The sequence below is a fragment of the Paenibacillus sp. 2KB_22 genome (assembly GCF_052115745.1).
Classification (GTDB): Bacteria; Bacillota; Bacilli; order Paenibacillales; family Paenibacillaceae; genus Paenibacillus.
Window position 1 is genome coordinate 2,233,652 of the sequence record NZ_JBFRHG010000001.1, and the last position, 19,406, is coordinate 2,253,057.

Here is a 19,406-nt window from a genome sequence, read left to right on the forward strand (position 1 = left end):
CACCATTGATATACGGCTTATCCTATTGAGCTTATCTATGTGATTTGAGAAAACCTTTAGTGGTATCATATGACAGCGTGATATTTCTAATTCCATTCATAGTTCAGTCTTATCTTCGACAATTCGATAATGGATTTTGCGAACAATAATTTTCAGAATCATATACAGCGGAATAACGATAATCATGCCCAGGATATTACCCAGATCGGCACCCACGAGCAATAGAATAACGGTAGTCAGAGGATGAATATCAAGCTGCTTGCCATAAACGTAAGGTGAGATCAGGTTATCCTGAATTTGCTGTGCGATCACAATGATCACCAGTGACCAGATCGCCATCGAAGGGGATTCGATAAACGCGACAATGACAACCGGAATAGCTGCCAGCAAAGCACCCACATACGGGATAAAGTTCAGAATAATCGATACAACAGTCAGCAGCAATGCATACGGCAAACCCAAGATAAGAAAACCGATGTACATCAGAATTCCCAGAGCAACATTAACAATAACCCGACCAACGATATAGTTGCTTAGTGCTTCATCGATCTCATGGACGGTTTCTTCCCCATCCTTCCGATAATGCCTTGGCAACAATAAGGTCAGATTCGTTCCAAACTTGCTGCCTTCTTTGAGCATGTAATACAGCATGATTGGGAACGTCGCCAGAATAATAACCAGATTCGATACTACGGAGAATAACCCGGAGACATAATCGGTTACCTGCGTGATCCCTTGGCTCAGAACATCGGATAATCGTGAGAATAGATTGGAATCATCAGGCAGGTATCTGGATACAAAATTGCTCTTTTCAAGTGCATTCAACTGATCGCTGAGCGAAGTAACCAACACAGGAGCATTCTCCACAAAATTCAGCAACTGCTCTCTCAATGAAGGCCATACCAGTACACTGAAACCTGCAATCATCAATGCAGTCACGACATAAATAATCAGAACTGACAATGCACGCTTAATCTTGTGCCTTTCCATATAATCGACGAGCGGTCGCAGCAGATAATAGAAGAAACCAGCAATCAGCAGCGGAATGATGATGATGTGAATCAGTGAGGTCAGGGGGCTGAAAATAAAGTTTACTTTATCCCCCAGGTACACAATGAGCAGCAACAGAATAATTGCTGTACATATGCGGTAGAACTTGTTGTTAATCAAGAAACGTGATCCCTCCATGCGCTGCTTTGCCAAAGTGACCTGCGGCGTTCATATGTATATCTAGTCATTTACTTATGAGAGCTTTTTTCATAAATCCCCTGAGCGGTGAAATTTGAATGATGAAAACGCTACTGCTACTAATTACCCTTAAATGACAGTCATGCCACAGGCGATGCTGAATATACACTTTTTTCTTCCCAAAACGCCATTAGAGCAAAAAAAAGAAGCAGGCGTTAGCCTGCCACATCTCTTTTGCTGAATACAACCCAGGAAATCACCATGAAAATAACGTAATACACCGCCAGGACTGCAATGGAGAAACCAAGTGTCATTCCTGCACTCGGACCACCCATTAGCGCAAAATCCGCCCCGGTATTCATGTATTTGCTAAGATCCATGTTGTTGAACAGAACATACTTGGCCCATTCATAACGAACCGGATTGAATATGAGTGAGAAGATACTTTGTGAGAACATAATGAACAGGGATAATCCAATCGCAAGTGCGCCTGAACGAAATACGGAGGACACCATAAAGGCAATTGCAAGTGTAATGAACAGATCAACGTACAAATATCCCCATAACGTTAGTGCATTCCCACTTCCCGAAGGACCATCATGCGAGAACAACAAATAGGACATACCTGTTGCCATTACAATGACAACCAGAGTACTCAATATGCTAAAGATGATCACAGTGAGATATTTGGAAGCCAGAATTTTGCTTCGTGACCATGGACGAATAAGCAGCAATTTGATTGTTCCCCAAGTAAATTCTCCAGCTACCGCTTCCGCTGCAATCACAACACAGAAGATCGTATTCAGAAAGAATACAATTTGCACAGTGGTTACAGCCGCTTCCCAGAATGGAACACCAGCGGAGCCCATTCCTTCTCGCAGTAACACTGGCATTAACAGCGAGATCAGCACCAGAATGGATAACATGATCCAGGTACGTGGACGACGGAATATTTTCATATTTTCATTCAATATCAGATTACCGAAACTACCCAATGCCTCCACCCCCAGTTACTTGCAAGAATTGTTCTTCAAGGGTATGAGTCACGTTACGAATACCGTATACCTGAAACCCTTCGCTAACCAGCTTGGCATTGATATCTGGAATCTGCTCACGAGACACCCGCGCCACCAGGACATTGCCCTGTACAGTAGCACCCTGAATCAGGTCCGCAGCGCGTTCTGCATCATTCACTTCAAAAGCTACTTCAATTAATGCGTCCGCACCCGTTTCAGCTCGAAGATTTCTTACATCAATCAACTTGCCGTTCTGGATAATTGCCACCGTATCACACATCAGTTCCATCTCCGACAGCAAATGGCTGGAGACGAAGACCGTAATGCCTTCCTCTTGGGTGAGCTCACGCAAATAGTCCCTCAGTTCCCGTATGCCCTGTGGGTCCAGTCCATTGGTTGGCTCATCCAGTACAAGCAGCTTCGGTTTATGTAATATCGCTTGCGCGACACCCAGACGCTGGCGCATACCCAGTGAGTAGGTTTTGACTTTATCGTGAATACGGGCGGTAAGCCCCACACGCTCAATCGTTTCCGCAATCCGTTCTTTGGTAACTCCAGGTGACATGCGGGCAAAGTGTACGAGATTCTGGTACCCGGTCAGAAACTTGTACATCTCCGGATTTTCCACAATGGCTCCTACCTGCGCTACCGCCTGTTCAAACTCATTCTTCACACTGTGTCCCGAGATCAAAATGTCACCCTTACTGATGGACATCAGTCCAACCATCATTCGGATCGTCGTTGTTTTCCCCGCGCCATTAGGTCCTAAAAAACCAAAAACCTGCCCCGGAGAAATATCCAGAGTCAGGTCACTGACCAATGATCGGGAGGATATGATTTTGCTGACGCCCTGAATCCGGACGACCGGCTCCTGCTGCATTCAATCCCCTCCTTCATGGACGAGCACATACCTCATGCCCGTTTCTCATATGCACATAGTGTATCATAATCTTTAGTATATTGTCCCGCAAACTGGGATTTCCCCTGACGTTTCGCTTCAACTACACACGCTTCACAGCATCCAAGCGGCATTTCACTCCGATAGAATCCGGTGCGAAATACGTGATTGCCTCCATTGCCCTCTTCCTTCATTTCGACAGAGCTTCTAGCGACCGACACAATCATCCCACAACTGACACAGTAAAAGCGGCCCGTTTCGATCAATGATATTCCTTCCCCTCACAAGGAGCTTAGAAGTCCTTGTTATTTGTCGTTAGACGCTGAAAATTGATACATTTTGTATCTATCTCGTAATTTACTTGACACCGGGACTATTGTCAAGGCTTTACAGCCATAAAAACAAGTAAAACACAAAAAAAGCTCCATAAATGCGACAAAAGTCTCGCATTTACAGAGCTTTATGTTAGGTAAATGATACAATTCGGTTCAAAGTATGGGTGAATATCATCATGTCGGAGTTCCATTCTCTTTCACAATGATCCCACGATGCCTGATCAGTCACTATTGTCGACATGGGAGGTATCCTCATTCTTCTGATTTGGATAATACCAGAGTAATGTCCACTCATCTCCATCCTCTACCAGATAACAGGTCTGCACAATATCGAATTGGCCAAAGGTACCTGAGTACTTCTGGGTGACACGGATTCTGTAGGCTTCAGAAAATGGCTTAACGCCATCGATCACAGTTACATCGAACTCGCGCTCCGGCTTTTCCATCTCCAACTCAAAAGTTTCCACGCCAAAATGCTGCATAAATATATGTGCTCTGTTCTGAACGTAAGCACTCTTGGGAAACCTTTCTTTCATCAAGGGATGAAAGAGTTCCCACGAACTGCCGAAGTCACCCGTCTGCTCATATTTGTAAAACTCTTCGGCAACAGCAGCAGCTTCATCCGATGTATCTGCCTGAAACAGATACGGAATGGTTCTGGCAATCAACCACAGCAATATTACAATGATCGCAATGAACCCGATCTTCTTGAGCAAAACATTCCGGTTCCTTCTTCGCAGCATGTCTCCGCCCTCCTTGTCCTCCATCCATATCTATGATCGATGGAGGACAAGTAGAAGTAGGGGTCGCACAGCATTTCCTGGGAAATCACGTTCTTTAGCGATGAGAGCGTCTAAATGATCTTAATTTCCGATAGAGCGCTACGGCCGCTATCCACAACATAACACCACAGAGACCACCAATCAGATCAACTCCCACATCTCGAATGGAAGCTGTCCGATTGGGGCTGAATTGCTGGATATATTCATCAATTGATGCGATTACAAACACGGTAGCCAGTGCAGTTCCTATACAGGTTTTTATACCACTTCTTCGATAACGCATGCCACAATAGACAAGTACAGCAAGCACAGCATAGACAAATACATGCGCACTTTTACGGAATATAAATTCGACAAAGTCGTAGGGGCGTGCATTCAGTGAGTAATGATGCTCACCATAAGTGAACTGGATGTCAGGCAAGCTTAATATCCATTGGATTTGCTCAGACCATTGATGAAGCCAAGGCTGAATCGTTTGTTGCTGATAGGATTGTGCGGACATGGACCAGATGAACAAAATCCACGATATAATCAGAAGCACAGAGATCAGGTATCCGTATCTTCTTCGCTTATGATTATGTCGTCTACTCCGGGAGCCCTCCTCTATTAGGATTGTAATCACCACTTTCATTTCTCTTTCTATACTTCCTATAGATTATTGAACAAAAGAGCCTGTAAATAATCCACGCCCATTTGTACCTACATAGACCTTTCCATACATCTGGCGGTCGGCTTCCATCACTTGGGGCTCATTACCGATACCAATTCCCGTTGTGGGTGTAATATTCTCCCAGCTGAGCCCCATGTTGTCGGAACGGAAAAATCCCTTGACCTGGTTGACCGTGCCATAGATAAAGACAGCAGGGTTAACTCCGCCCGATTTCCCTTTTCCAAAAGCAAATAATTCGGATGATTGTACATTTTGTATTTTGGTGAACGCAGCACCGGAACTACTGGAAGCATACAAGCCTGCTCCCCCCAGACTCACCCAAACTACGTTTTCCATTCCTGGCGCAGCCTCCACCTTGATTTTGTCACTTTGCGGCAATGCAACGATGTTCGCCTTAATCCAGTTAGCTCCACCGTTAATTGTTCGATACAAATGTCCAGCGGAATATGCATAAAACTTATTCCCATTTGTCCGATCAGCTGCCAGGGTCTGATTATACGTGAATATGGACTCTCCTCCAGTATTGTTTGACGGAAGTCCATTCATACTTTGCCAGGTTACACCTTTGTTGGTGCTCCTCACTGCCTTTCCTTTCTGCGGAAAATAAATAATTAAATCCGGATTGGAAGCCGAATAAGCTATACGCCCCAATTGAGATCCCGCTGGAACATCTACAGAGGTAGTTGTCATTCCGTTATCGGTTGACACAAATAGCTTGGTAATGGTTCCATACCAATCGTTGCTCCCCAAAAAAATGATCTGATTGGGATCTGCCTCATGATAATCAACGCTAACCACTTCCTGCATTCCTGCAAGCGGGAGCTTTTGGATGGGTGTGTTAAATATATCCGAATGCCTGAATCCTACCTGATCGGCCAGACCACTAAAAAAAGCTGCTCCTTGAGGTGGCGTCGCAGCTGAAAGGGCTACGACTTCCTCATGCCCATCTGTAATCGCATCCCATTGGGTCATCGGCTGTGTGATGTCATCTGTCTTAAATACACCCGACCAATCGGAGGCATATACTCTACCCGGATGATGTGGATCAAACACGATACTTGAAGTCGCCGAAAAAAACATGTTAGATGTCCACCATGGGGGTCTGTCATTTAACGTTTTGTTCACGATGGTCCAAGTTTGACCACTATTGGTAGAGCGATATAAGGGTAAGTTACTGCCGCCCGTTCGAACAGTGGCCAAAATGTGATTATCATTGGAGGGATCAATACTAATCCCATAATAAGATGAATATGATGCACTCGGGGTAATATTAGTCCATTGCTTACCATTATATTTTTGGATTCCACGGTTATCTGTTGTCACATACAAAGTACCGCTTTTGGAAACCGTCATTCGCGCTGTACTCTCAGGGCTATTTCTAATCAACTCCCACGTCATCTGACCGTTGCTTCGTTTCATTTTGGCAAAGATTCCAATGCCTCTTACCCCGGCATACACAACTTGCTCATGCTTAGCTGCCGGGTTAACTCCATATACAACACTTCGGATCCCCTGCCCAGAGAGCCCGTAGGGAACTTCACGTACTTGGCTCCATGTATCTCCGCCATTACTGGATGTATATAATCCATCGTATCTTGTACCTACATGCAGATAATTCGAGTTTGATGGGTTGACAGCAATGCTCTCTCCCATGGCCCTATGAATATTTCCATTCGAAACATTACGAAGATTTAATCCCGTTCGAGTCCACGTGGCGCCCCGATCTGTCGACTTCAAAATGTCACTGGGACTCCCATTCGCATACTTTCCGGCAGCAACATAGATGATATCCGGATTCTGATAATCCAGTTCAATTCCATCAATGCCGTATAGATTACTTTCATCCGACTCAATATGATCCAATAAAGGAATCCACCTGTTATTTACGGGATCGAGCCGATAGACACCGCCAATATCCGTACGAGCATAGACCAAATCAGGTTCCGTTGGGTGAACAACAACCGCTGTAACGTAACCTCCACCGCCAATGGGTATTTGATCCCATTGATAACTTTCAGCAGACCGAACAACATTACTGGTTGTTGGAATCATAAGTGTATACATTAAAATAACGATCAACACCAATTTTGGCAGTCTGAACATACGCATGTGCTTCACCCCTTATCCATTTAACCGGAGTGTTCTTTGATCAACTGATGTATCCGATTTTTCTCAGACTGTTCCACCATATAGTAATATACTCCGTCTATTTTCTTACCTGTGCCTATAATCTCAACCGATTCCACATGCTCCAGGACGTTACGATAATTACTGAGCATTTGCTTCATCTCATCAAACGAAACGTCTGTTTTGACATGTTCGCTCACTTCTCCAAGCAACGATTCCAACTGAAATACAGTCGATATCTGAACGGTATTTTTCAAAACCTGTTTGATAATTTCAAGCTGTCGATCATTACGCCCCAGATCCCCCTTGGGATCATCGTAACGCATACGTGAAAACCCCAATGCACTCGCACCATCCAAGTGAAGGGTTCCCTTCTCAAATCGATGACCCTCATATTCAAAAGCAAACGGATTGTGGACATCTACCCCACCAACCAAATCGATGACCTTAGAAAATCCTTCCATGTCAACTTTCAAATAATAATCTATAGGTACTCCGAGGAATTGTTCAACCGTTTGCACAGACATGTTCACACCACCAAAGGCATAGGCATGGTTGATTTTATCCTCTGTTCCATGTCCCACGATGCTCGTGCGTGTATCGCGGGGGATATTGAACATGAGCACTGATTTTTGAGCCGGATTCACACTGAGCACGATCATGGTGTCAGAGCGTCCACGATCATTGGCTCGCTCATCCACACCCAGAATCAAAGCATTGAAAGGTTCCTGATTCTCCATGTCAATCGGGAACCTGCCTCCCCTGTTGTCCACAATGGATACTTGCTTGATCGGTTCTCGAGGCTCATAGATGTTGTCTGCAGCTGATTTCACATGGAGGTACAGATAGATTGCATAACCAATGACAATGGCAATCATAAAAATGAGAACTGTTAACGAAATTTTGATCCCCAGTTTGAGTTTCATGTTCATGCCTCCGGCTACAGAACTGCGGTTTTTCTTCCATCAATATTCGTTAAACCCGGACGACCTACAGAGTAATATTGAAATGCTGTATCCTTGATCTGATCTTCTTCATAAATATTTCTTCCATCGATTAGAATCGGTTGCTTCATATGCACTGCCAGTTCGGTCAAATCCACCTCCATAAACTCCTTCCATTCAGTTAGAACACAGAGCGCATCAACACCCTTGGCAGCTTCCATTGCACTGGAGGCCCAGATAATTGCCGGTGAATCGACCTCCTTCCGGAAGTTTTCAGTAGCAATGGGATCGTAAGCTTTAACCGTTGCACCCTGATCAAGTAGACGCTGAATTATTTCAACCGCAGGTGCATCTCGTACATCGTCCGTGTCCGGTTTAAAAGCAAGACCCCAGACTGCAATTTGTTTGCCATCCAGTACGTCTAATGCCTCTTCCAGCTTACGAATCACGTTGAAACGTTGATCCTTATTCACTTCCACCACCGATTTCAACAGTTTGAAGTCATAATCTACATTACCTGCAATTTGAATCAGAGCTTGTGTATCCTTAGGGAAACAGGAACCGCCGTAACCAATGCCTGCCTTAAGAAAGGATGAACCTATTCGTCTGTCATACCCCATGCCTTCAGCTACACGACTGACATCCGCTCCTACCTTTTCACAGATATTGGAAATTTCGTTGATAAAGGAAATCTTGGTTGCCAGAAAGGCATTGGATGCATATTTAATCATTTCGGCCGATCGAATATCCGTAACAATAATCTGATCGGTTAGTGGCTGATGCAACTCCTTCAAGATGGTAACTGCTCTCTCACTGTTTGTTCCAATTACAATTCGATCAGGGTACAATGTATCCTTCACCGCCGTGCCCTCCCGAAGGAACTCAGGTACCGATGCCATATCAAACGGATGACTCGTCAAACTGCTGATCCATTCCTGTATGCGATCGTTGGTTCCGACAGGAACAGTGCTTTTAGTCATTATTATTTTATAATTATCCATATAAGAACCAATTTCTCGCGCAACAAGCTCAATATAACTCAGATTCGCTTCGCCATTTGGCAATGATGGTGTGCCTACTGCAATAATAATAATATCTGAACGATGGATGGCATCCTGAATGTTACTGGTGAAGGACAGCCGACCTGCTTCCATATTGGAAGTCATGACTTCCTGAAGTCCCGGTTCATAGATTGGAACATGACCACCTGTCAGCATATTCACTTTTTCAACATTATTGTCGACACAGATCACGTTATTTCCCAGTTCCGAAAAACATACACCCGATACCAAACCTACATAACCTGTGCCAATCACCGTAATATTCATCCATAATCTCCCCCATGTCCTATTGTGTTGTTTACGCGTGCTTAACATATGTCTGAACAATGTCCTTCCATTCGGTAGACACTCTAACGATGTCTTCCTCGATCAACTGGCTGCCGATCTGTACTTCGATGATGTCTAGTTCCGTAACGGCTCTGACGGAATGAAGCATACTCCGGTCAATGACCACCGTATCTCCCTGCCCGATCATTCGGCTCCCCCCATCCAGAATCAATTCCCCTGTCCCCGATACAACTGTCCATACCTCGTTGCGGAGCAAATGGTATTGATAACTCAGGTTTTTACCGGCACTGATGCAGATTCGTTTGGTGAGAACCTCGCCGCCAGCTTCGTTTTTTGTATAATCCAAAACTCGGTAGCAACCCCACCTGCGCTCCTCATACATGGGACGTTGATCCTCATTCTTCAAGATTTCCTTTATGCGTGGACTCGCGTCTTTGTCACTGACCAGAATGCCATCCGGACTCACAGCTACCACCACACCCGATAACCCCAAGACGGCAACCGGGATGTTCAATTCATTGATCAGATGTGTATCATGAGAATCATCCGTAATCCAGCCTTTACCTACAACCGAAGTTCCCATCTCTTCAGTGAGGGTATTCCAGGTCCCAAGATCTTTCCAGAATCCATTGTAAGGAACGGCAATAACCTGATTCGCCTTCTCGACAACCTGGTAATCAAAACTGATTTTTTGCAATCGTCCATATTGTTTCAGCATCTCGTCGTACTGTATGGGCAGCTCCATCTCAATGAGCAAATTGATCAAATACTCCAGCTTAAAAGCAAAAACCCCGCAATTCCATAATGCAGCCTGCTCAATCATGAGGACCGCATCGGATTCGCAGGGTTTCTCCTGGAACTTCGCTACATTTACGTATTCATCGTTAATTTCACTGGAAGATTGGGATTGCGGAATGATATATCCGTACTTCTCTGACGGATAGGTCGGTACCACTCCCATTAAAGCCAGGTCGGCACCTGACTTATTGAGCATCTCAGGCAATGTGGCCAGAACCTCGAAGAATTCCTTTTCGACAAATGGATCTACTGGCAGTACAGCAACCGTTTCACTCAGGCTCACACTCTCCACCGAATACAGGTAGGAAGCGGCGAGCGCAATGGCAGGAAACGTATCTCTGCGCTCTGGCTCCACGACCAGCTTCACATCGTCCCCAAGCTGTGAAGTCAGAATCTCCACTTGAGGCAGACTGGTGGCAATCAGTGCCTGTGATGCAAGTCCGGCATCGTTCAGTTGCCTCCATACCCGTTGCACCATCGATTCCGAGTTGCCCTTAGGCCCATGGAGCACTTTCAGAAATTGCTTGGACCTTGCATCGTTGGATAACGGCCAGAGACGTTTGCCTGAACCACCGGATAACAAGATACTTCTCATAGCGCTGCTCCATCCGAGAGTACAACCGCTCCAGATCCTTTACCTGCCTTGGATGTTTGGTTATACGTGCTGGTCTGACCGGCTTCCAGTCTGCCTACCGGATTGTTCCGTGTCCAGGCTGTATAATAATTCGAGTTCTTACCATACGAATTGTCCAGAAGAATGTTAGGTTGATCCAGAAGACAAGCCAGAATATGTCCATGAAGACGAGATGTCGTGACGGTTTTGTATTTATTGAATTCCTTTACGGCTGTATGTACCATCCGGTCAGAGTATTTGTACCACAACCAGCGGGCGAGAGCGTTGCCTTTACCGGATTTCAATCGGGATGAAATCATGCGAATGATTTTCCGGTCTACCCGGTTGTACAGTGTCTCCCAGTCTTTGAACGTGGCCTTGGGCCCACGGATGGATTCGTAATGTACTTGATTCTGGGTTTTCTCAATATCTTTCCGAAAGAAATAGAGCATATCGGCAACAGGTTGGCTCTTGGACTTGAGGGGCCATAACTGATGCGCCATATCAGGAGAAAGATATACGTTCGTTTGTTGAAACTCTCTACTGGCAATCTCATACGATAAGGTATCCCGGACAAAAAAGTGTACATCCTTATGACGGCTAAATACCTGGGCTGTCTTTTTCAATTCAATATCACTTTTGTAAAACATCGTCTGAGGCAGAATAACGATCCGATGATTCGGATGTTGGGCAATCATTCGTTCTCTTAACTTCTGATGGGCCGGGTACAGATCCCCAAAGTTACCTCCGCCGTGCAACACGATCGTAATACCTTCGGGTACCTTAAGTGACAAAGGGCAATCCAGTATGCTATATCTGGCAAGTACATTAATATGATTGTCTCGGAAGAAAGCTTCCGTACCTTTCATAATTAACAAATCTCCACCATTGCTGTGAACCGGGTAATCCAGATAATAGATATTGGTACGCGGTGGAATAACCTTCAGTATTTGAAGTAAGTGTCCCTTCAACTCTTCCATGGGATGAATAGTATTAGTGCCCAGCATCTCCATCTCCTCCTTGGGTAACTCTTCTTTTTTTATTCAACCGTTCAGCTAGGAAAGATATATCCTTTTTGTCAAAAAACATGCCACTGAACTTGACTTTAAATGCAATTTTCATCGCTGCAACGGTAACCAGCATACGCACGATTGATCCGATAAGTAAGGCGATGGCGATACCGTTCAAGCCCCATAGGGGAGTCAGTACAAAAAACAGACCAATTGTGACAGACAACGCAATAAGTTGCCTGATCATAACCAGTCCGGGTCTTCCCAAAGCATTGAATGCAGAAGCGAGAATCCAGGAACCGCCGCCAATGATACATTCGAATGCCAAAATATAAAATGCCTGACTCGCTTCCAAAAACTCTTTTCCAAACAAAACACCCATCAGCCAGTTCCCCACAAACATGGTGGGTATAACGATGATCGTCATGATAATTAAAGAGAGTCGAAATGCTCGCCCAACGGTACGAATGACCTGATCCTGTGGTAATCCGGTGACCTTGGGGAACACCACACTGCTTATGGCATTTTGCACCGCATTATAGATGCGAGATAACGCAAAGACGACGGAATAGAGTCCGAAATCTCTAGGGGTAAGCAGAGCCAATATAATAATCTTATCGAACTGGGTGTAGAGGGTACCGAGCAGTTCCACACCAAAAACCCGACTCCCGTAACCAAACAGATTTTTGGCTGCCTTTCGATCAATCGCCTTGGTAAACCACCTAAACTTCAGGCTTTCTCTAAGCGTATACGCCGCCCATGCGACAACAATCACTGAACTCGCTATGGACACAAAAGAAGCCATTCCAATGCTCATCGCACCAAGCAACCATAAGGAAATCATGACAATCACTTTCAACACCGGATTATATAACCGTATTCCGTTATAGACCTGGAATCTGTCACGACTCTGCGACAGGGCAGATAACAGATTAATCAGGATTAGTACCGGAATACTGGTGACGGTAAACCAGCGGGCAATTGTAATGACCTCTGCCGGATAATCGGCCATCCATGAAGGCATATAGATCCAGGCAATCGCCCCAAGGATAACGCTGATCGGAATCTGGACCATGAAGCTAAGTCGCAAATATTCAGCGCTTTTCTCCGCGGCTTCCCGTTTCAGGTTATAGATAATTGAGGTTGGAAGTCCCCAACTTACCAGACCAATGAGAAATGTCGGCCAGAACAAGATCGCCGAAAAAGCTCCCTTACCTTCAACACCAAACATCCGCGATGTAATAATTGAGGTAATCGTGGTAAAGACCATAATAATGACGTTTGTTCCACTGGTATGCACAATGGTCTGCAACAGACTATTGCTTTTTAAGAGTTTTGGAAGCGCGAGTTGTGACATGAATTATTCCTCATTCCTTACTGTTATATCTGAGTATCCCGATGATCAAACCGTTTCGGTAGCAGATTTGGGCGAGTTGCCGGGTGAAACGCTTCGGGCTATAGATGCATAATAATGCTCGAATTACGCCTTGCCCCAAACGGATAGCATGTTTGATCGTTCGAATCGCACCCTTGTCTTTTTTACGGACAGCATCGCTGACACCTTGCCAGAAGACACGCCTCAAGAACCAGTTCTTGGTCGTTCGTTCTCTGGATACTTTGTGTTGAACGGAGCCAAAAGGCGTGTAAAACACTTTATGTTGGACCCTGATCCGAGAGATCAGCTCACTCTCTTCATTGGATAATAAGTTCTTCCCCACTCTGCCCAAGTCCTCACGAAAAGGTGCAATATCCTGAAAGAGCTGTGTACGAAACGCCACATTCGCACCAAATGGTATGGACGGATTAGGCATCTCAATCACATGGTCTGCATAATCCAAAATGGTATAAAGCGACAAGTTCTCGCTAGGGATCCAGTCTGGCTTCTGGCTCTCCCAGAGAGGTTCAATCTTGCCCCCTACACATCCGATGGAAGAGTCACTTTCGAATACGTCAATGATATGTTGAATCCATAATGGAGATGCGATTGCATCATCATCCAGGAACAGAATGTACTCCCCGCGCGCTTCACGAATGGCTCGATTCCTTGCAGCCGATAAACCCGGCTTTTTCTCCAGAACATACTTGACGTTATCTACACCTTCGCTGTCCTGAATCTCCTGAACAAGCTGCGCTGTGTGATCGGTCGAATTGTTATCAATCACGATAATTTCAAAATCATATTCAACATGTTGCCGAGTGGCACTAAGAACAGATTCACTCAGGTCATAAGCTCTGTTATACGTGCATATGGCTACAGTGGCTTTCATTCGATCGTCCCCGCATCTTCATTGATTTAGATCGTATAGAGCGAAATTGTTCGCTTCGCGATCCCTGACCATTCCAACTTGTCTAACATAGATTGGAAGCCCTTGCCTTCTCTGAACTCATCATCCTTGGCTCGGATCTTCTTCATCGCTTCTTCCAGCCCTTCCTGATCAGAAGGGTCATATAGCACTGCACAACTCTCGGGCAAGTACTCTTCCATGAGACCTATTCTTGGGGCAACGACAGGTTTACCAAAAGACAGTGCGAGAATTGCACTGCCTGATGTCGCAATATTTTTATACGGTAGAATCATCGAATCAATAGCTTCAAAATAATCCGAGTACTCTCCATCCTGAATAAAATTGAAATACGTGTGAATCCGATCCGAATGGCGTATCGAATCCTCCAGATCATAGTCAGCTGCCTTCTTGCCAGCGATGAGCAGATGCGCATCCTTCCAATCCAGATGGTTGAACGCCTTAATTAGATCATCCACCCCTTTATACGGTGAAACCTGACCAAAAAAAGCAAAGACATAGTCATTTGCCGGGATGTTAAAGAGGTCTCTTATGTTCTTCCCTGTTCGCCCGTATACCCCCTGATAATGTCCGTGAGGGATGACTTCAATCTTGTTCTCAGGCACATGAAACGTCTCACTTACGCTGCGAATGAGCGGTTCGCCCATCACAATCAGTTTGGTACAATTCCGCACCAGAAACCTTCTTATCCAATAATCATGCCATGTTCTGCCGCTGTTATGCGGCCATATGTTATGAACCGTCCAGAACAACTTCGCACCCTTTAGTCTTACATACATAATCATGAGAATGAATAATATGGACTTGATGAATGTCGAGAACGCGTTGTTTCCCTTGTAATAAAAACTCGGCCAGTGAAAGTGAAGCACATCATTTTTACGGATATTTTTTAAGTCTTTTTTGGAAAAATGCTTCACATCCCATCCCTGATCTTCGATGGACTGCGATAATAATTCATTAAATTTGTTCGTCTTGATCATTTTGGGCAACATGTACACTACGGGTTCACGCATGACTACACCTCTGCTTTAGGCTGTTCCTTTATACTCTTCTTTGCTTAACATTTCGCTTCGGAGCTGTTTTCTCAAACGATAACCAACCAAAATGGTCCTGATATTGCGTTTAAACAACGTGAAATTCTTCCACCATGGATAAAGAGTCAACGTATTTCTGAGAAAAAGAACATTTCGTTTCGGATTTTTGGACCATTCCATCATGCGATAATGATGAAGTTGCCGCCTCTTTTGTTCCTCGGTCATATCCTTGTAATACTTAATCAGTACTTTTCGTTGTCCCTGAAATTTTTTCTTGGATGAGGTAGAGATTCGTGGGCCCTGATGGATATAGATATGCACAAGGGCTTCCTTGATATTGATTGCATGATGCCCTCTTTGCAGAATACGAAGATAGAAATCATAGTCTTGTGCAGATGTTAATTGTTCATCAAACATGACGGAGCGCGCCAATTGGGTCTGCACCATAATTTTGGAGGTTTCACCGATCCAGTTGTAGGTCAGCAAATCCTGATAGAATACAAGTTCCCGAGATTCTACAGACACCTTCCTGCGCGTCACCTTGTGATCCTGATCTACATAGACAAGGACTTTACTGCAAAAGCAAAAAAGTTCCTTGTTTTGCTCCAAGGCTTGAGTCTGGGACTGAATTTTATCAGGCAACCACTGATCATCGTCATCCAGGAACGCAATATATTTCCCATTGGCACGTTGTATCCCTAAATTCCGGGCATGATTGGCACCTTGAGCATATGGAACCTGGATATACTGTATTCGGTGATCTTCCTTTGTCCATGCTCTGCATACCTCTTCGGTATGATCCTGTGAGCCATCATCCACAATAATAATTTCCAGAAAGGGATAGGTCTGTGCCAACACACTTGCCATGGCCTTCTTCAATAATTCAGCGCGATTATGCGTTGTTATAATACAGCTTACCAATGCTTCCATAGAACCACCTTTCCCTTGAAACTAGGACACTTTCATGTGCACCTTGTCATAGATGGACGATAAATTTTCAATGAGACTGTTCATATTGAACTTGGATGTGACCAGTTCCTTATTGTTCAATCCCATTTGCACTCTCAGTTCCTTATCCAGAATAAGTCTCTCTAGAACAAGGGCCAGAGCTGTTACATCACCGGGTTCAACGAGAAAACCATTCAACTCATCTGTAATCACTTCAGGTATACCACCCACTCGAGTCGAAACAATGGGCAAACCTTCATTCATAGCCTCCAGAATCGCCATTGGAAGCCCTTCGTGATAGGAAGGTAGAACCAGTAAATCTGCTTCGTGGAGCAAACGTTCCTTCTCCTCGCCTCTAATCCATCCCGGCACTTCCACGTTTTCTGTGATACCGTAACGCTCCACCAGCGCACGAACCTCATCAACTTCCCCATCGCCGGCCAACGTGAAGACCGCTTCGACCCCTCTTTGCTTCAATTGTTGAATAGCTAACAGGAGATCATACACACCTTTTCTCTTGCCAAGGCGGCCCATAAACAAGCAACGTGGAACCTGGCGTTCTTCTCTGATCGGAGGTTCTTTAATGAATACACCGTTATAGAGCACTTCAATTTTGGATTCAGGCACGATCTTGGAAAAAAAACTCTTCCATGTATACGACAGTACAATTAATTTATCCACTTGGTTCAAGACATACTTGCACAGCTTCTGCTGTAAGGGATGCCGATTATAGAACACATCGAAGCTGGACGCATGAATATGGACAATGACTGGCACCCTGAATATTTTGCGGCCAACGAGAATGAACAACGCTTTACGATAGAAGCTTCCGTTGTATGACATATGAATATGAATCATGTCCGGTTTGAATGTAACAAGCTTCACGAGAAATTGAAGAAAACCTTTGATAAAGATAATTAGTCGTGCAAGCACGCTACCTGTAATATAGGTTTCAATCCGCTGTAGATTGTACTGCTCGGCGATCAATGAATTTTCAATATTTACAATGACACTTACAATTCCACCCATGTCCTTCGTAGAAGAACCTATGACCAGCACCTTAGGTTTCATCATTCCACTCCTTTTGAATCGTAACGAACCCATCCCATCAAAGAGAATTAATATAACCCTTAATAGAGGAGAGCAACTGCGAGTTACTTTTCACATAGGGTTGAAAGTCGAGTTTATCAATGTTGGCAATTAATGCGTAGAGTTCATCTTCATTCTGGGCCACCGAAATATAACCTTTATCTTGAAAGACCTTTGCGATCTCCAGCTGATGATTATCCACATGCTCCCCATGATCCTTCCGCCTTGGCATCACGATGACCTTTTTGTTCATCTGCAGTGCACTCGTAATAACCCCTACTCCCGCGTGGGAAAGGACAAATTCACTTTTCGCAATATGATCATTCATCTCTTCCTGATTAAAAAAAGGCTTTTGTTGATAATGCAGAGGCTTATATTCACTGTAACCGGATTGCACAAGGACGTCCGAAGGCATCTGCCCTTCCTGGATGAGATGATCGATGGCTTTTAACAGACGGTTAAACTGGAATCGCTGTGTTCCTAGCACGACAAAGATCAAAATAAAGCCCCCCTATACTTCGCGTTCGGATAGGCCTCCTGAAGCGTCTCCCATTGGATATAAAATTCATCGGCAAACTTGTAAATCATTCTCCCTGTCAGGGTCGGCGAATATATTTTGGCGTAACTCTCCACAAAAACAAGCTTGGCTCCCATTAATTTCCCAAGTAAACACATGGGATACACAGCTCCGGCGCCAGTGGTAATCAGAACTTTGGGTCGTTCTTTCAGCAAAATGAACAACGAAGCCATAATATTGCGCAGTACAATAAACAGGAACAAGATATTCTTTCGCTCCTGCTGAGACAGGAAATAGGTTCGATTGGAAAGATTCAATTTGCTACTTGCTTCACTTCTTTCCGTTACCAAAAAGTAATCATGATCTTCCACCGCAGGGATCAGGTTTAACAATTGATTCAGATGGCCTCCAGTGGAACTTACCAGACAGACTTTCATTGCATGATCTCCTTTCAATGGACAAACTCCTGGGAGTTATCAGGGACAACATGTTTCTCATCACTGATCTGATATAACGCATTAAGATACACACAAAAAGGAGCAATTAAATGAATGGTGGATAATGTGTTATCGACAAAAGAGTAGATGGAGAATCCAACAATCATTCCAACGAAATAAGGCTTCACGAGACGATTCAACTTGCTATATACCTTTTTAAACACAAATAATAAGGCCCCAAAAATCAGCAAAGCCCCCACTAATCCCCCATCATAATAAAAGCGAATATATTCATTATGGGGAACGGTAAAGCCCGAAAAGATACTGCCATCATTGGCAACCAATGCGGAGCCCAGTCCCTGACCAAAAATAGGGTACTCATTCGCTTTTCTGATGAAAAAGGCCCAGGCAGAGTCTCTCCCTGATAATCCCTTGCTCTCCTGCCTCAATTCATAATTATCCCACTGTAAAACAACCATTACGGAGACGGCTGCCAGAAATAAAACAACAGGAAGAAGAGCACTCGTTCTGCCCTTCACAAATTTCCTTACATGATCAAATAAATACATGCACACGATGGGAATCAGTGCGAGTAAGGGCCCCCGGGTTCCCGTTTGAATCAAAATAATAAAATGGGTTAGTGTAAGAGCATAATTCAAAATCACCTGATTTTTGTATCGAATCTCCATCAGACACACACAGATCGAAATAAAACAAAGCATTCCCAAATGTGCTGCGATATTGGCCCCCTGTAAACGACTGACGCCTGAACCTTCCAGATTGGAAATGGATAGCATGCCAAATTGCTGTAGAATAAGACCACCTATCAAACTAAACACCGGAAGCCAGGCCAGCACTCTGATGATCCTTTGGCTAACTGCCTTTGGAAAATTCACCATCAATAACAGGAAAGGAACAACCAATCCCAAAAAGGCTTTAAAGGGATCGAGCGGACTCATCTTGCCTGGCATGACAGATAAAAAATAACTCTGAATAAAGAGATAACCTACAGCTAAAGCTGGATAAATGAATTGTTTCTTCAATCCATACCTCAAAAAAATAGGCAGTATGAAAAATAGAATCAACAATTTGTAAAAGGAAGAAGCATCAAAACCCATCATTTGCATTCTGAAGATTTTGTCCATCGATAGCGAGAATGTACCGATCACGATCATATAGACCCAACTTGGATGTTTCATGTATATCCCAAACAGAATCAGTAGTGCCAATGCCATGATCGAAATGAATGGTAAGTATACTGCCATACCAATAATGAACAGTGAGGAAAGAATGATATATAACGTATTCCCTCTAGAAGAAGCGAAATAGTCTGTTTTTTGCATATCTG

At 44.3% G+C, this 19,406-nt stretch carries 19 protein-coding genes; all 19 read right to left on the reverse strand.

Annotated elements, in window-relative coordinates:
• Positions 1-96 precede the first annotated feature (96 nt).
• The 19 genes from AB4111_RS09905 to AB4111_RS09995 all read right to left on the reverse strand — a co-directional run bounded on the left by AB4111_RS09905 (position 97) and on the right by AB4111_RS09995 (position 19,401).
• Positions 97-1,170 carry an AI-2E family transporter gene (locus AB4111_RS09905; RefSeq protein ID WP_442031371.1) on the reverse strand — a complete coding sequence of 358 codons (1,074 nt, stop codon included), beginning with the start codon at positions 1,168-1,170 and terminating at the stop codon, positions 97-99.
• Positions 1,171-1,403: 233 nt separating this feature from the next.
• Positions 1,404-2,183, reverse strand: coding sequence for an ABC transporter permease (locus AB4111_RS09910; protein WP_253431592.1), 780 nt, complete (start codon positions 2,181-2,183; stop codon positions 1,404-1,406).
• Complete coding sequence (locus AB4111_RS09915) at positions 2,176-3,084, reverse strand: ABC transporter ATP-binding protein (protein ID WP_253431590.1); 909 nt, start codon at positions 3,082-3,084, stop codon at positions 2,176-2,178. Before AB4111_RS09915 ends, AB4111_RS09910 begins: the two co-directional genes overlap by 8 nt.
• A 32-nt stretch (positions 3,085-3,116) precedes the next feature.
• On the reverse strand, positions 3,117-3,368 hold the full coding sequence (locus AB4111_RS09920) for a hypothetical protein (RefSeq protein WP_143023589.1): 252 nt from the start codon (positions 3,366-3,368) through the stop codon (positions 3,117-3,119).
• Positions 3,369-3,658: 290 nt separating this feature from the next.
• Positions 3,659-4,180, reverse strand: a complete 522-nt coding sequence (locus tag AB4111_RS09925) for a hypothetical protein (protein ID WP_442031372.1) — start codon at positions 4,178-4,180, stop codon at positions 3,659-3,661.
• Positions 4,181-4,274: 94 nt separating this feature from the next.
• The gene (locus AB4111_RS09930; RefSeq protein ID WP_442031373.1) at positions 4,275-4,850 is read right to left on the reverse strand and encodes a VanZ family protein; all 576 of its coding nucleotides are present in this window, start codon (positions 4,848-4,850) and stop codon (positions 4,275-4,277) included.
• A 24-nt stretch (positions 4,851-4,874) separates the two neighbouring features.
• Positions 4,875-6,998: a YCF48-related protein gene (locus AB4111_RS09935; protein ID WP_442031374.1), complete on the reverse strand. Its 2,124-nt coding sequence runs from the start codon at positions 6,996-6,998 to the stop codon at positions 4,875-4,877.
• A 20-nt stretch (positions 6,999-7,018) separates the two neighbouring features.
• A complete protein-coding gene (locus AB4111_RS09940) occupies positions 7,019-7,942 on the reverse strand; it encodes an LCP family glycopolymer transferase (protein ID WP_442031375.1) in 924 nt (307 codons plus the stop codon).
• 14 nt (positions 7,943-7,956) lie between these two features.
• Positions 7,957-9,288: a UDP-glucose dehydrogenase family protein gene (locus AB4111_RS09945; RefSeq protein ID WP_442031376.1), complete on the reverse strand. Its 1,332-nt coding sequence runs from the start codon at positions 9,286-9,288 to the stop codon at positions 7,957-7,959.
• 31 nt (positions 9,289-9,319) lie between these two features.
• Positions 9,320-10,702 (reverse strand): sugar phosphate nucleotidyltransferase, encoded by a 1,383-nt coding sequence (locus AB4111_RS09950; protein ID WP_442031377.1) that lies wholly within the window; start codon positions 10,700-10,702, stop codon positions 9,320-9,322.
• Positions 10,699-11,727: a polysaccharide pyruvyl transferase family protein gene (locus AB4111_RS09955; protein ID WP_442031378.1), complete on the reverse strand. Its 1,029-nt coding sequence runs from the start codon at positions 11,725-11,727 to the stop codon at positions 10,699-10,701. Before AB4111_RS09955 ends, AB4111_RS09950 begins: the two co-directional genes overlap by 4 nt.
• Positions 11,714-13,087 carry a lipopolysaccharide biosynthesis protein gene (locus AB4111_RS09960; RefSeq protein ID WP_442031379.1) on the reverse strand — a complete coding sequence of 458 codons (1,374 nt, stop codon included), beginning with the start codon at positions 13,085-13,087 and terminating at the stop codon, positions 11,714-11,716. Before AB4111_RS09960 ends, AB4111_RS09955 begins: the two co-directional genes overlap by 14 nt.
• Before the next feature lie 10 nt (positions 13,088-13,097).
• The gene (locus AB4111_RS09965) at positions 13,098-13,997 is read right to left on the reverse strand and encodes a glycosyltransferase (RefSeq protein ID WP_442031380.1); all 900 of its coding nucleotides are present in this window, start codon (positions 13,995-13,997) and stop codon (positions 13,098-13,100) included.
• A gap of 26 nt (positions 13,998-14,023) precedes the next feature.
• A complete protein-coding gene (locus AB4111_RS09970) occupies positions 14,024-15,046 on the reverse strand; it encodes a glycosyltransferase (RefSeq protein ID WP_442031381.1) in 1,023 nt (340 codons plus the stop codon).
• A 15-nt stretch (positions 15,047-15,061) separates the two neighbouring features.
• Positions 15,062-15,997 (reverse strand): glycosyltransferase family 2 protein, encoded by a 936-nt coding sequence (locus AB4111_RS09975; RefSeq protein ID WP_442031382.1) that lies wholly within the window; start codon positions 15,995-15,997, stop codon positions 15,062-15,064.
• Between the two features lie 21 nt (positions 15,998-16,018).
• The gene (locus AB4111_RS09980) at positions 16,019-17,089 is read right to left on the reverse strand and encodes a glycosyltransferase family 4 protein (RefSeq protein ID WP_442031383.1); all 1,071 of its coding nucleotides are present in this window, start codon (positions 17,087-17,089) and stop codon (positions 16,019-16,021) included.
• 34 nt (positions 17,090-17,123) lie between these two features.
• Positions 17,124-17,603, reverse strand: a complete 480-nt coding sequence (gene pssE / locus AB4111_RS09985) for a PssE/Cps14G family polysaccharide biosynthesis glycosyltransferase (RefSeq protein ID WP_442031384.1) — start codon at positions 17,601-17,603, stop codon at positions 17,124-17,126.
• Complete coding sequence (gene pssD, locus AB4111_RS09990) at positions 17,600-18,076, reverse strand: PssD/Cps14F family polysaccharide biosynthesis glycosyltransferase (protein WP_442031385.1); 477 nt, start codon at positions 18,074-18,076, stop codon at positions 17,600-17,602. The genes pssE and pssD overlap by 4 nt, the downstream gene beginning before the upstream one ends.
• Positions 18,073-19,401 carry an O-antigen ligase family protein gene (locus AB4111_RS09995; RefSeq protein ID WP_442031386.1) on the reverse strand — a complete coding sequence of 443 codons (1,329 nt, stop codon included), beginning with the start codon at positions 19,399-19,401 and terminating at the stop codon, positions 18,073-18,075. The genes pssD and AB4111_RS09995 overlap by 4 nt, the downstream gene beginning before the upstream one ends.
• Positions 19,402-19,406 lie beyond the last annotated feature (5 nt).